The organism is Streptomyces sp. NPDC048297 (assembly GCF_043201585.1).
GTDB lineage: Bacteria > Actinomycetota > Actinomycetes > Streptomycetales > Streptomycetaceae > Streptomyces.
Window position 1 is genome coordinate 243,371 of record NZ_JBICZA010000003.1, and the last position, 13,794, is coordinate 257,164.

At 70.1% G+C, this 13,794-nt stretch carries 12 protein-coding genes and 1 pseudogene; 2 read left to right on the top strand and 11 right to left on the bottom strand.

Features of this window, described 5'->3' with window-relative positions; all coding sequences use genetic code 11:
• Positions 1-24: 24 nt before the first annotated feature.
• The 5 genes from ACGFYV_RS04860 to ACGFYV_RS04880 form a co-directional block, all read right to left on the bottom strand.
• The gene (locus ACGFYV_RS04860) at positions 25-783 is read right to left on the bottom strand and encodes an NUDIX domain-containing protein (protein WP_393876920.1); all 759 of its coding nucleotides are present in this window, start codon (positions 781-783) and stop codon (positions 25-27) included.
• A gap of 279 nt (positions 784-1,062) precedes the next feature.
• Entirely contained in the window at positions 1,063-2,739 is a 1,677-nt protein-coding gene (locus ACGFYV_RS04865) for a DUF4192 domain-containing protein (protein WP_393876921.1), read from the bottom strand.
• A 180-nt stretch (positions 2,740-2,919) separates the two neighbouring features.
• A complete protein-coding gene (locus ACGFYV_RS04870) occupies positions 2,920-3,204 on the bottom strand; it encodes a hypothetical protein (protein WP_393876922.1) in 285 nt (94 codons plus the stop codon).
• Positions 3,205-3,257: 53 nt separating this feature from the next.
• Positions 3,258-4,784, bottom strand: coding sequence for a malonyl-CoA synthase (locus ACGFYV_RS04875; RefSeq protein ID WP_393876923.1), 1,527 nt, complete (start codon positions 4,782-4,784; stop codon positions 3,258-3,260).
• Between the two features lie 16 nt (positions 4,785-4,800).
• Entirely contained in the window at positions 4,801-6,243 is a 1,443-nt protein-coding gene (locus ACGFYV_RS04880) for a malonyl-CoA decarboxylase domain-containing protein (protein WP_393876924.1), read from the bottom strand.
• Positions 6,244-6,415: 172 nt separating this feature from the next.
• Between ACGFYV_RS04880 and ACGFYV_RS04885 the strand changes: the two genes are divergently transcribed.
• The gene (locus tag ACGFYV_RS04885) at positions 6,416-7,093 is read left to right on the top strand and encodes a GntR family transcriptional regulator (protein ID WP_393876925.1); all 678 of its coding nucleotides are present in this window, start codon (positions 6,416-6,418) and stop codon (positions 7,091-7,093) included.
• 438 nt (positions 7,094-7,531) lie between these two features.
• Here the strand turns inward: ACGFYV_RS04885 and ACGFYV_RS04890 are convergent, their stop codons facing one another.
• Positions 7,532-8,266: a FadR/GntR family transcriptional regulator gene (locus ACGFYV_RS04890; RefSeq protein ID WP_393876926.1), complete on the bottom strand. Its 735-nt coding sequence runs from the start codon at positions 8,264-8,266 to the stop codon at positions 7,532-7,534.
• Here ACGFYV_RS04890 and ACGFYV_RS04895 point away from each other — a divergent pair.
• Positions 8,211-8,401, top strand: a pseudogene (locus ACGFYV_RS04895) (CoA-transferase); the annotation flags it as partial. The gene ACGFYV_RS04890 and the pseudogene ACGFYV_RS04895 sit on opposite strands and share 56 nt — an antisense overlap.
• A 76-nt stretch (positions 8,402-8,477) precedes the next feature.
• Here ACGFYV_RS04895 and ACGFYV_RS04900 read toward each other — a convergent pair.
• The 5 genes from ACGFYV_RS04900 to ACGFYV_RS04920 form a co-directional block, all read right to left on the bottom strand.
• A complete protein-coding gene (locus tag ACGFYV_RS04900; protein WP_393876927.1) occupies positions 8,478-8,711 on the bottom strand; it encodes a DUF5132 domain-containing protein in 234 nt (77 codons plus the stop codon).
• 204 nt (positions 8,712-8,915) lie between these two features.
• Positions 8,916-10,058 carry an alpha/beta fold hydrolase gene (locus ACGFYV_RS04905; RefSeq protein ID WP_393876928.1) on the bottom strand — a complete coding sequence of 381 codons (1,143 nt, stop codon included), beginning with the start codon at positions 10,056-10,058 and terminating at the stop codon, positions 8,916-8,918.
• A gap of 231 nt (positions 10,059-10,289) precedes the next feature.
• Positions 10,290-10,970, bottom strand: coding sequence for a thioesterase II family protein (locus ACGFYV_RS04910; protein ID WP_393876929.1), 681 nt, complete (start codon positions 10,968-10,970; stop codon positions 10,290-10,292).
• A 376-nt stretch (positions 10,971-11,346) separates the two neighbouring features.
• Positions 11,347-11,724, bottom strand: a complete 378-nt coding sequence (locus ACGFYV_RS04915; RefSeq protein ID WP_393876930.1) for a DUF5132 domain-containing protein — start codon at positions 11,722-11,724, stop codon at positions 11,347-11,349.
• 195 nt (positions 11,725-11,919) lie between these two features.
• Complete coding sequence (locus tag ACGFYV_RS04920; protein WP_393876931.1) at positions 11,920-13,668, bottom strand: DUF885 domain-containing protein; 1,749 nt, start codon at positions 13,666-13,668, stop codon at positions 11,920-11,922.
• Positions 13,669-13,794: the final 126 nt, after the last annotated feature.

Below are 13,794 nucleotides of genomic sequence, written 5' to 3' on the forward strand. Positions count from 1 at the left end.
GACGGTGGCCGAGCGGTGGACTCGTCACACCTCGGGACGGAGCATCGGGGGGTTGAGCAAGGTGGCGCCGCCGGCCCGGAAGAGCTGGGCCGGCCGGCCGCCCTGCCGAGTGGTCGTACCGCCCGTCGGGACGAGGAACCCCGGCGTCCCGGTGACCTTGCGGTGGAAGTTGCGCGGATCGAGAGCCACCCCCCACACCGCCTCGTAGACACGCCGCAGCTCCCCGACGGTGAACTCCGGCGGGCAGAACGCGGTGGCCAGCGACGAGTACTCGATCTTGGAGCGGGCCCGTTCCACCCCGTCGGCGAGGATCTGGTGGTGATCGAAGGCGAGCGGCGCCACGGGCTCGCCGTCGCGTCCGTATCCGCCCTGCTGGAGCAGTTCCTCGACCGGTGCCCAGCGCGCGTTGCTCGCGTCGCCGCCGGCCCGTGGTGCGGGCAGGTCGGGGGCGAGGGCGAGGTGCGCCACGCTGACGACGCGCATCCGCGGGTCGCGCTTCGGGTCTCCGTAGGTCGCGAGCTGTTCCAGGTGAGCACCGTTGTCCTGGGCCGGGACCGCCGGGTCGTGGGCGCACAGCCCGGTCTCCTCGGCCAGTTCACGCGCCGCCGCCTGGGACAGGTCCTCGTCGGCCCGTACGAAACCGCCGGGCAGCGCCCAGCGCCCCTGGAAGGGCGGCTCGCCCCGGCGTACCGCCAACGCGCACAGGGCGTGGCGGCGCACGGTCAGCACGACCAGGTCCACGGTGACGGCGAAGGGCGGAAAGGCTGACGGGTCGTAGGGCATGCCGCGATCATAGTCGTCTGCCTGACGATAAACACTCCCTTCGTCGGTCGCATCGAGCGTGGATCCACTTCGTCGCGGTACGGGGCCCGGCGTCACCTCCTGTTCGCCGCACGGGTACGTCGTACGAGGTCACCCTCCCCGTCGCAGGGTGTCCGCCGTCTCCTCGGCCATGGCGATTCCGGGCCGGCCCACCAGGCTCGGCGCCTTGAAGGGCCGAGAGGTCCCGGCCGAGGTGACCGGCCCCGTCCCGGCGCCGGTCACGAGTGGCCTGCCCGGCTCTCACCCTTTCCCCTCGGCCTCCCGGCGGTCGCTTCCCGCGCGGCTTCCCGCGCTTGTGGTGTCGCCGGTGGTCGTGCGCTTGGCGCCGGGCCTGGAGTCGCCCGGGTGCGAAGGGGCGGCGGAGGGCTGCTGGGGGCGGGAGCGGGTCGGGCGTCCCCGTCCGCCCGCCGACCGCTGCGGAGCGGGAGCCCCGGCACCCGCTTCCGTGGACCGTACGCGGCGCCGCCGACGTGATGCGCTCCGGGCGACGGGGGCGGCACCGCCGCCGCCTTCTCCTTCGTCCTCCACTCCGAGGGGTTCCGAGCCGAGAGGTCCCGAGCCGAGGGGTTCCAGGCCGACGGATGCCGGGCTGACGGATGCCGGGCCGAGCGGTGCCGGGTCGGTACCCGAGGGCTGGTCCGTTGCCGCTTCCGACGGGGCAATGCGGTGCTCGGCACCGCGGTTCGCCGGCCGCCCGGCCCGTTCCGTCCGCAGGCAGCGGCGGATCGACTCGGGGTCGAGTCCCTCGTTGCAGGCCTGATGCAGGAGGCGGGCGAAGAGATAGTCGGAATCCGCGCCCAGTGCCATCGCCAGGGCTTCGCGTGCCTCCAAGTCGTCGCCGGTCGACCAGGCGACCCAGCCCGCCAGGGTCAGCGGGGCCGCGGCGTGCTCGCCGTACGGCCCGATGCAGCGACGGGCCAGGGCGCGCCACAGCCTGAGGGCCGGGCCGGCCTCGTCGCCCTCCATCCAGGCAGCCGCCTGATCGCGGGTCGTACGGTCCTGGAGCCCGAGGATCAGGGTCGCCGCCTCGTCGTGCGTGAGCAGGGCGTCGTCGCGCAGGTCCGCCGGATGGGCGCCGGAGATCGGCGGTGCGGCCGCGAAGCGGCGAATGATCCGCTCGGCGAGGTCGAGGGTCTCCGTCGCCACGTCAGCGCGGTTCGAGTCGTCCAGGATGCGGGGCACCAGGGACATGCCGGCCGCGTCGAGGGCGATCTCCTGCTCCAGGGCCGCCGAGGTCTCCCATGGCAGCATCCTGGCGCGCAGTTCCCTCAGCGTGCCGCGGACCTGGATCCCGGCGTAGGTGGCGGCCGCGGCCAGCACCGACGTCCCCGGCATGCCCATGGGCGTGCCCTCCGCCGGGCAGCATTCCTGCGTCGGGCAGACGTACGACCAAAAGCGGTTGTCCGAGATGCACAGTGCCTCGACCACAGGCACATCGAGGTTTCCGCACTCGGTCCGCAGCGCGTGCACGAGCGGGCCGAGCCGCAGCATGACGTCACGGCCCGATTCACCCGGTCCCGGCTCCTGGCAGACGTAGGCGACCATCCGCTCGGGCCGGGTGCCGCGTCGCTCGCCGCCGGTCACCAGCCCTCTGGCCAGTTGCCGCGCCGCCGATTCCCAGTCCTCCTCGCTCGCCGGGATGCCCAGTCGGGCTCGGCCGCCGAACGTGCCGCGGTTTTCGGGGGCCTGCAGGGCGACCAGGACGATGCTGTCCTCTGGGCGGTAGCCGAGCAGGTAGGGCAGGGCGTCGGCCAGCTCGGCCGGGGTACGCAGAGTGACCTGTGTGTCGTGTGCCGACAGTCCGCCCGGTCCGTTGAGCGGCACTCCTCCCGTGATGTCGCTGTTGTCGAAGTTACCGAATTTGTCGAAGTTGCCGGAGGGTTCAGTTGGTTCGGTGGTTTCGCCGTGATTCGTCATGCCTTGACGATCTCGCGGATCTTGAGATTCCGGTTGAGTCTGTGGATAACTCAAATCAGGGACACGACAAGGCAGGCCCGTCCGGCGCCGGCCGCGCCCCGCTTGTCAGTGCCGTCCTGTTGGATGGGAGGCGGACGCGGCGGTCCGGGCCGGCATCCACGCCCGCACCGTCAATTCCCGTCAGGGCCGAACCTTGTAGAGGATTCCGCACGTCACCAACTTGGGATCTCCCCCTCGCGGCTTGTACGTGATCAAGGGAGCGGCCTTCTCCCAGGCCTCGTCCGTGAGGATCGGGACCGTGCGGTTCCTCTCACGGAACCAGGCAGCCAGTGCGCACGGCTGACCTGTCCGCCCCTTGGGGGCATCGCCGACGACCGTGACCTCCACGTCCAGCATGTCCATGAACTCGGCCTGACGGGTGCGCTCCCGGATGATGTCGCGCTCGCTGGTACGCCTCCAACGCACCTGAGATACCTTCGCCCCCCTTACGTGCCCCCTCTTGGCGGCCCCGCTGCGGATCAGGCGTTCGAGCTCACGAACAGGTCCTGGTAACGCTTGCGCAGCTCGGCCTTCTGCACCTTCCCCATCACGTTGCGCGGCAGCGCCTCGACGACGCGCACGGCGCGCGGATGCTTGAACCGGGCGAGGTCGCCGGAGATGAACTTCAGCAGTTCGCTCTCCCGGGGCTCCTGGCCCGGCGCCGGGACGACGACGGCCACGACCGTCTCCCCGAAGTCCGGGTGCGGGACACCGATCACGGCGGACTCCAGCACCGTGGGGTGGGCGTCGAGCAGTTCCTCGATCTCCTTCGGGTAGATGTTGTAGCCGCCGGAGATCACCAGGTCCTTGCCGCGGCCGACGATGGACAGATAGCCGTCCTGGTCGATGCGGCCCAGGTCACCGGTGATGAAGAAGCCGTCCGCGCGGAACTCGGACGCCGTCTTCTCCGGCATCTGCCAGTACCCGCTGAAGACGTTGGGACCACGGACCTCGATGCTGCCGACCTCACCGTCGGGCAGCGCCTGTCCGGTCTCGCCGTCCACCACCCGGATCTCCGTCCCGGGCAGCGGCTTGCCGACGGTGCCGGGCTTGCGCGGGCCGCCCTCGTACGGGTTGGTGGTGTTCATGCCGGTCTCGGTCATCCCGTAGCGCTCCAGGATGGCGTGGCCCGTACGGGCCTCGAAGGCCTCGTGGTCGCTCGCGAGCAGCGGGGCCGAGCCGGAGACGAACAGCCGCATGGAGGCGCAGGTCTCCGGAGTGAGCCGGTCGTTCTTCGACATCCGGGTGTAGAAGGTGGGCACGCCCATGAGCACCGTGGCCCGGGGCAGCAGATCCACGACCGTCTCCACGTCGAACTTCGGCAGGTAGTACATGGAGGCACCGGCCGCCAGGGTCATGTTCGCGGCGACGAACAGCCCGTGGACGTGGAAGATCGGCAGGGCGTGGATCAGCCGGTCCTGATCGGTGAACTGCCAGGCTTCCAGCAGCGCCCGGCAGTTGGAGGCGAGGTTGCCGTGGGTCAGCACCGCGCCCTTGGAGCGCCCGGTGGTGCCGGAGGTGTAGAGGATCGCCGCCGGGGCGTCGGCCGACGCGTCGACGACCTCGTCGTGGCGGCCGTCGCCCTCCAGCAGGGTGCCGTCGCCCTTGGTGCCGAGGGTCTCGACGACGAGGTCCTCCCCTTCGCGGTGTGCGTGATCGGCCCGCCGCTCCGGGGAGCAGACCAGCACACGCGGCTGGGCGTCGCCGATGAAGTACTCCATCTCCGCACCGGTGTACGCGGTGTTGAGCGGCAGGAAGACGCCGCCGATCTGCAGCGTCGCCAGATACAGCGCGATGGCCTCCGGGGATTTGTCCACCTGCATGGCGACCCGGTCACCGGGGGTGACACCGTCGGCGACGAGCCGGGCGGCGATCCGCCCCACGGTCCGCGCCGTCTCGCGGTAGGTGATCTGCCGACCGTCGGGCAGCTCGAAGAGCGCCTTGTCCGGCTGCCGCTCCACCTGCTCGGCGAAGGACCGGTAGATGGTGGTGAAGGGTGGTGCCATCAGGGGTGTTCCTCTCTCATCGATCGTTTGAGGCGGTGGAGGCGGTGGAAGCCGTAGCGGCGGTAGAGGCCGTGGAGGCGGTAGAGGCGTCCCTGGCGCAGGGCACCTCCGCGGCTTCGGGGAAGGCGTCGCGCAGCGGTCCGCCGAGGGCTACGGCGCCGCGGCGGACGAAGTCCTCGTGCCGGCGCTCCAGCTGCCCCGGCTCGTAGCGGTAGTTGATCATCGCGCCGTACGACTGCCGCCAGGCTTCGGCCGAGTTGTTCGCCGGCCAGTTCAACTGCCAGGCGGCGGCCCCGTTGCCCAGGTGGAAGCGGGCGACCGGATCGAGGGGGCGTCCGTCCTCGCGCCGCTCGACCGCGATGTACCGGGCCAGGGCGGGAAGGAGCCGGGCGCGGATCCGTTCGACGTCCGCCGCACCGAGGTCCGCCGCCCCCTCCAGGGCGTCCAGCTCACGGACGAGCTGCCTCAGCCCGGCGTCCCGTGCGGCCTGCTCACCGAGCCAGCGCCGGAATCCGGGGAGGGGCGAGAGCGTGACGAACTGCGTCAGGTGGGGCAGTTGCCCGCCCACCTGCTCGATGACCTGCTTGATGAGGAAGCTGCCGAAGGAGACTCCGGCCAGGCCGTCCAGAGCGTTGTTGATCGAGTAGAGCGCCGCCGTGTCCGCGTCCGAAGGGCTCAGCGCCGGACCGGGCTCCAGCAGTGGAGCGATACGGTCCGGCAGGCCGCGCACCAGAGCGACCTCCACGAAGATCAGCGGTACCTCCCCGGTGGCCGGATGGAAGAACGCGTAGACAGCACGATCCTCCGGCTCCAGGCGACGGCGGAGCTCGGCACCGCTCTCCACCGGGTGGACCTTCTCGCCCCGCATCAGGTGCTGGTGCAGCTCCTTCGGCGCGTCCCAGGTGACCTCCGCCATGCGGAGAAAGCCTCGGTTGAACCACGAGGTGAGCAGGTGGCGGAAGTCATGGTCGAGGGGCCGCAGCTCGGGGTGACGGCGCATCAGCCGCTTCAGGTCCGCGCGCATCTCGACCAGTGCGAGCGTGGCGTCGGGTGCGTGGTTCATCCGGCGGAGCAGCTGCTGGCGGGCCGGCTCGACCACGTCGAAGAGCCGGACCAGCTCCTCCTCGCCCCGGGACCCGGCGCTGCGGGCGTCCTCCCAGCGACGGAAGGCGGCACGGACCTGATCGGCGTCGGCGTCGTAGGTCCGGGTGATGTGGCTGAAGAAGGCCCACCTGCCGTCGTCGTCGAGCTCGTCGTACGCGGCGAGAGCCCTGGCCGCGACCGCGCGCATCGAGGCTTCGCCCACGTCGCTCATCAGGACTTCACAGGCGGCAAGCAGCTGGTCCAGCGGGGAGCCCGGCAGGAAGTCCAGCAGCTCTCCGGCCGCCCGGTCCGCGCCACGCCGCCGCCCGAGAGCCTGGAACAGGTCGGTCAGCAGCCAGCCGTCGTGACGTTCCATGTCCGCACCTTCCGTACGCCCCTGGTCCCGCTCGCCTCTGGTGTCGCCCTGTCGCCCATGGCTTTAAATCCATGACGATGGACGATATATATAACAGACCCACCGTAGGACACATCAAGGCTCGTGCACCACCCCCCGCCCGCCCGGATAATCTGACCGCTCGGAGGTGCACATGGCCCGGGTCCCGGAATCCCAGCGCGTTCGCGACGCACTCGAGAACGCCGTCGTCGACGGCCACTACCGTCCCGGCGAGCGTCTGGATCCCGCACGACTCGAACAGGAGTTCGGCTGCTCTCGCACGCCGATCCGGGAAGCCCTCCAGGCCCTGGAGCGCTCCGGACTCGTACAGATCCGCCCCAAGCAGGGCACGTACGTCACCGAGCTGAGCGTCTCCGAGCTGGCCGAGCGCTTCGAGGTCATGGCCGAGCTGGAAGGGATGGCGGCGCGGCTCTCCGCCCGCCGGATCGACCGGGAGGCGCTGGACGAGCTCGAACGCGCCCTGCGGGAGTGCGAGAGCCACACGGCGGCCGGCGACGCGGACCGCTACTACTACGCCAATGCCCGGTTCCACGGCATCGTCTACGACTCCTGTGGCAACGAGTACCTGCGACAGCAGGCCCACGCGCTCCAGCGAGCCCTGCAGCCCTACCGGCGACTGCAGTTGCGCGTCCCTGACCGCATGCGCCGCTCCCTGGCCGAACACCGCGAGATCGCCGACGCCATCACCCGCGGCGACGCCGAGTCGGCGGAGAACGCCGCCCGCGACCACGTACTCGTCCAGGTCAAGGAGTTCAGCCAACTGGTACGAACATGGCGGCAGTTGACGGAGCCGGCGCGCGACGCCGGATGAGCGCACCGCCGCCGGAGGCCGCAGCGCCGCAGCTCTGACGCGGACACTCGCAAGGGAAATCGGATCCGCCGGCATAGGCGTCAACTCACTGCCACCCGGCCCCGCGAGTGGCCTGCGGATGGACCGAAACTTCCGGCCGGAAGCGGAATTCCGGCCGGAAGCAGAACGAACCGGAGCCTCAGTCACAGATACCGAACGCGACTTCGTGTCGCGGGCCGCCGCGCGTCGGATGGTCACGGACGACGAGGTAGCGACCGCTTTGATCGCCACCCTCCACATGACCGGCCTCATCGGTTCGACCGGTTCGACCGGTACAGGCCAGCGTATACCGGTGCAGACCGGTGCAGGCCAGTGCAGACCGCTGCCGACATCGATGTGTCAGCGGGGATGATCGCACCTTCGTGACCTTCAGGGTCGAGACGTGACGGGCAAGCCCGCTCAGCCCCCGTTCGAGGTGCTCCCGCTTCGCGTTCCCAGCGTGATGGCATGGTGTGCGACGACGGCACGCGACGTTCGGGTGATGTCTCCTGAAGCGATCGCCTCGACCAGTTCTTCGTGCACGTCCATGCGGGCGGCCAGGTAGTCGCCCTCGTCGGAGGCTGTCGCCGCGTCCGCCTGCGTGGGCAGCCCGACGGCCTGTTCCATCGTGCTCAGGTAGATCGAGCGAGCGAGGTCGTTGGGCGTGATCGCGGCAATGCGCGTGTGCAGCGTCCAGTTGTCACGCATGAAGGCTTCGCGCGTCGTCCCGTTCGCGCGTATATACGTGACGATCTCACGAAGCTCAGCAATGTCTTCCGCGGTGCGATGCCGGGCCGCATCGGTGTCGATCAGCTCCTCGAGCGAGTCGCGCACCGCGAGGGCGTTGGCGACGCTCACCGCGTCCTGACCAGCGGCGAGCAGGGTGTGGCGCAGCCGCACCACAGATCCCGCGCTGGCGACGAACAACCCGCCTCCGCGCCCCGGACGCACATCGACCGTGCCGCGCTCGGTCAGCAGACGGGCCGCCTCGCTGATGGTGGCTCGACCCAGACGCGACTGCTTGCGCAACTCGTCCATGGTGGCGATCCGATCGCCCGGCTGAAGGTCCCGTTCTGCGACGATTCGTTCAATGTCATCAATCGTCGAGGAGTGCACGCTGCCACTGACGGGTGAGCGCTGCGTCCACCGCGTCATCACCGACCTCGGCGTCCTCGACGTCACCCCGAGGGCCTGGCGCTGGTGGAGACCGCGCCGGGTGTCACCGTCGAGGACATCGTGTCCCGCACCGGCGCGGCCGTGCGCACTGCGGCCGTCACCGTCGCCCGATGAACACGAGGACAACCGGCCGGTGTGCTCCAGAAGGGGACAGGCGACGGACTTCAGCCAACCGTTTCGCCCTGTGCCGTCAGCTCGCCGTCGACTCCGCCCCGCGTGTGCGAGCCGAACTCGCCAGCTTCGCGGCAGCCGCTTCGGCGGTGAGGCACTGGACCTCTTCCCCGGCCTCGATGACCGCACGCTTGACTTCAAGGGTGAGGCCGACCGATGTCTTGATGACGCCTCGCACCAGCGGTTTCGCCACTCTTTTGGCCAGAGGGGCCGCGATCACACCGACGAGGAAGGGAGGAACTGCAGGGAGCATGTGTGAACCCTCTTCTTCTGTACACAGCACGACTGCCGACGCCGCCCGAGCCGATACCGTCTGCCGACAAGGCTGGGCAGGGCACGAATTCCACCCCCTCCAAAAGACGATAATCCGGCCTCGGTCGATGCGCCCGTTGACGCCGACGCTGTTCATTCGGTCGGGGAGTGGCTCGCCGAAGCGGACCGCGGCTGCGGGACGGGATCAGGACGGCTTCGGCGCCCCCGGCCTGTACTGGTCCAGCAGCGAGCCCACCACACGCACGACGAAGTCGGGTACACGATCCGGGAAATCGTGCCCAGTTCCCTCCGGGGTGTAAATTCTCCGCCCCCTGCTGGAGGCCGCGAGGAACCGTTCTCTCACAGTGAGGAAGAAATGCCGTACCCGAGCGTTCTCCTCCGGATCGTCGACCGAGTCGAAGATCTCGCCACCACCCGTCAGATCGCGTGGCGCCACGAGGAGGAGAGGCAGCGAGCCGAGCTCACCGTCGTGTACGGCCGTCTGCCAGCCGTCTCTGGTGATGCCGTCCGGTGACAGCTCCCGCAGGATCGATGCCGCGGCGCAGTTCGCCTTGGTCCTGAGCTCGATCATGGCGAGAACCTGCGTCGGGTCATCGGAGGCGTCGGTCTTCTTCTTGCCCGCGAGAGGGTGGAGGCCGAAGAGGTGACGCAGCGCCAGGACGGTCTGGTCCCTCGGGGCACGTCGCAGGGCCGGAAGCGCCGGGCCGAAGGCGACGGCATCGGGCGGGGTGGGATCGAGCAGCACCAGACCGGCCACCAGGTCGGGGCGGCGCCGGGCGGCGTTGGCCATGAGCAGCCCCCCGAACGAGTGCCCCACGAAGACGTAGGGCCCCTTTTCACCGGCCCGCTCCAGCGCCGTGAGCAGTTCGACGGCTTCTGCCGCCGTCGTACGTGGGAACGGGCCCGGGTCGCTCCAGCCGGACCCCGGGCGGTCCACGAGAACCGAACGCATCTGTTCCCGCGCCAGCGCGTGCAGCGGGTACAGGGCGTAACCGCCGGTATGGCCGCCCGGCATCCAGACCACGGTGGGGCTGGGTCGGGCGTCTCCCTCGGCCAGGACATGCATGCGGTAGCCGCCCACGTCGACCATGCGTCCGGGTGGCGGATACCTCACGCGTATCCGGGCCACATGCACCAGATGGCGGAACGACCCGAGACCGAGTGCGAGGGCCGCGGCCCACAGCACACCGCCGAGAATCCGCCCGCCGGTCCCCCTGGTGACACACCGCGCACCCGCGGCCGCCGGCAGCAGAGCGACAGCCAGCCCGGCCCAGTCTTGGCTGAGCAGCCGGAGGGTCGCGTCGGCGGCACGTGTTCTCGGTCGCATGGTTCCCTCTCCGTCCGAGCCTTCGCGGCCGCTGCCGGGGGCACCGCACGTCTCAGCGACCGGTACGGCCATCGTCCCTTGGGAACCCCGCAGGCGCCATGCGCGCTGCCGGGCCCCGCCTTCCGTCACAGCCGGGCGGACAGCCGGGCAAACAGTCGGGCGGACAGCCGGACGGACAGCCGCCGACGCGGAGGGGACCGCCAGAGCGGAGGGGACCGCCAGAGCGGCGCCTCACGCGCGCGAAAGACGTGCTGCCACGTCCGCGACCACTTCGGCCTCCCGAGGCACGAGGTAGAAGTGATCCCCGGGGAAGGGGCGCAGCTCGAAGGAGCCAGGGGCAGCGAGGCCGGACCAGGCGCGGACACCGCCGAGCGCGCAACTCGCATCGTCCTGGCCGAGGTACGCGGTGATCGGCGCCTTGACCGGAGCCGGATTCGACGGGCGGTAGCCCTCGATCAGCCGGTAGTCCGAACGGAGTGCGGGCAGCAGCAGGTCACGCAGCTCCGGGAGGTCGTAGACCTCCGAGTGCACATCTCCGAGGCTCCGGACATGGGCGATCAGGGTCTCGTCGTCGGCCTCGTGCAGCGCAATGTGTTCGGCCCGCTGAGGGGCTTCGTGTGCGGAGACCAGCAGGTGCTCGGGGACGATGCCGCGGGCCTCCAGCCGCAGGGCCACCTCGTAGGCGACGCAGGCGCCCATGCTGTGCCCGAAGAGCGCCAGCGGCCGGTCGAGCCAGGTCCGCAGTGCGTCCTCGATCGTGTCGGCCAGGGTGGCCATGTCCTCGATGCAGGCTTCCGCGAGCCGGTCCTGACGGCCGGGGTACCGCACGGCGAGCACCTCGACGTCCGCCGGCAGCCGCGCGGGCCAACCGTGGAAAAGCTGTGCCGTGCCGCCGGCGTGCGGGAAGCACACCAGTCGGAGCCTGGGGTCCGCCGCACGTCGGTGGACACGGAACCATTTCTTCGCGTCGGTCGCCGTCATCGCCGACGGGGCCCACGCAGGTGCAGGGAGTCGAGCTGGGAGGGCAGGGGTGGAAGCTGCTCCACCGCCCTCCTGGCCACGCATGCGGTCTCCACGGGGTGGCGCGGGAGATCGGTCACAACGAGTAGGCACCGCTTTCCTGGATGAGTTCCGCGAAATACAGGGGGTTCGGGTCGCGGACATCTGACCTGTGTCTATCAGGGTGTTGTCTTTGTGTCACCAGCAGCCGACAGCGCGCGGAGGAACACACGTGTCGGGCTGACATCCCGGACGAGCCCGGAATCACACGGAGCGCCGACCGGCAGCCTCAGCGCGCCTTGGTGGCGACCGAACCGGAGCTACGAGTCTTGCCGACGGGCTTGTCCTGACCGCCGGTCTGCCCCTTATACGCCTCTGCGGCCGCGGGCGCCGACTTGGCGGCTTCTCCGGCCCGGTCCGCGGTGCCGTCCTCCAGGGCGCCGACGCAGTGCCCGGCTCCTTGCGTCGTCTTGGCTGCGAGCACTTCGGCAGTCGCCTCGGCAGCGAGATCGTGGATGCCCTCGCCGGCTTCGTAGACGGCCCGCTTGACTTCGATTCCCAGGCCCACCGACGCTTTGACGACCCCTCGCACCAAGGGCTTGCCCAGCCGCTTCACCAGGGATGCGGCGATCAGACCGATCAGGAAAGGAGGTACTACAGGCGGCATGGCACAACATCCTTCTCTTCTGTCGAGGAGATGATGATTGAGAACGCAATGGTGCACTGAACAACGACGACGTGAAGTGAACGGACCCGCACCCTCCATCACAGAGAGTATCCGAGGTCGGGCAAACGGCTAAGAATTGCCCATGACCTTCACTCGTTCGAGTGGAGCGGGCTTCCTGGAAGTCTGTTCAAGCCGTTACCAGCCGGAACCCGACGCCCCGGACGCCCCGGACGCCCCGTGCAGTTCCCTCTCCACCCGTCGGCGCAGGGCGGGAAAAGGCAGTGTGCCGCCGGCCAGCACGGTCTCGTGAAAGGCGCGCACGTCGAACGCCGCGCCGGCGCCTCGTTCGCACGCTGCCCGCAGTGCCGTGAACTCCGCGTAACCCGCCCGGTAGGTCAGCGCCTGCCCCGGCAGATCGGTCGCGTAGCGCAGTAACTCGGTCGTGATCTGCCCTTCGGACTCGGCTGCCGCGTGGGCACGCATGAAGGTGCGCGCCTCCTCCAGTGTCATCGTCCCGAGGTTGAGGCCGGTGTCGATGACGAGGCGCTGCGCGGTGAACCGTTCCTGAGCCAGTCGTCCGTACGCGTCCCACGGGTCCTCGTACAGCCCCATCTCCCAGGCGAGCCCGGCCGCGTACTCCGCCCAGCCCTCCTCGAACCCGCTGAAGGCCGCCAGTTCGCGTCGCAGGTCGGGCAGCGCGGTGTTCTCGGCCTGGCGGGCGAGGTGGAAGTGATGTCCGGGCGACAGCTCGTGGTAGATGAGCGCGGCTGCGCCGAGCAGCGACCGATGGGCCAGGTCCGAGGCGTTGTAGTGATAGCGCCCCACCGCTCGCGCGGCGGTCGGCGGTTCGTAGTAGCCGAACGTCATCGACTCCTCGAGCGCCGGGTCGAGGCGGGCCACACCATAGGGGGCGCGGGGCAGGACCGCGAACCAACGCGGCAACAGTGGCATGAGGCGGTCGAGGTGTCCGCGGTAGCGGGCTTCGACCTCCTCCGGGGTGGCGGCGTACAGGCGCGGCTCGGTGGTGAGCCGTTCGTTGAACTCCGCCTCGGTCCCCGTGAAGCCGAGCGTGTCGCGCATCTCCCGCATCCGCTCGCCGAGTTCGCGGCAGTGCTCCAGGCCGAGTTCGTGGAGGCGTTCGGGTGGTGTGTCGCCGGATGTGTACGTCCTGACGAAGGCCCGATACGCCGCCTCGCCTTCCGGGTAGCGGGCCCAGCCGACGGCCTGCGGGGCCTGCCGGAGGTAGTCCGGGTCGCCCACGAGGGCGATGAGGCGGTCGAACGCCGGCTCCAGTTCGCCGGCCACGAGCCGCTCCACCGTCTCGCTCAGGTGCCCCCGGTTCGCCGTGCCGAGCCGGCTGAGCCGCCCGGCGTCCACCCGGACGTACCGTGCCGCCGACTCCCGCAGACGGGTGAGTGTGGTGTGGACGCCGGCCAGGGCCGGAGCGGGGATGCGAAAGCCCCGCGCCGCCTGCCCGGCGACCTTGTCGCCGATCGTCACGACACAGCGGGCCAGGTCCCGTACCAGGGTCACGTACCGGTCCGCGTCGGCCCGATGCCCGAAGCGGAACGGGCGGAAGACGGTGTCGCCGTACTGCTGGAGGCGGAACAGCTGGTACGGCGTGGCGGTGGGGGTGAGCCAGTGGAAACGTCCCGCCTCCGCTTCCTGTTCGGCCAGTGCCCGAAGGAAGCCCGCCGTGTCGGCGGCGGGGCCGGACAGCTCCGCCGGTCGCAGCGCACCCAGTCGGCTCAGCACCCCTGCCGCGAACCCGGCGCGCTCGTCGGCCTCCGCCGCGGACACTCCCGGCAGCGAGTCGACCGGCAGCCCGCGGCGCATGCGCAGCGACGGCTCGCGTGCGAGCAGGAAGTCCCAGTACGAGGTCGCGAGCCGGTCGATCTCTCGCGCCGTCGTGTCGTCCGGGGGTTGCCCTGGATTGATGACCATGACGCCAGTCTGCGGCTCGATGTGACGCAGCGTCAGCAACAGGACTGCGGACCGCGCGTCGGGCGGCCTCACTCGGACGGGGGAAATTGTCCGGCGTGTTCGCGTGCGGCCCGGGAAAGCGGGACC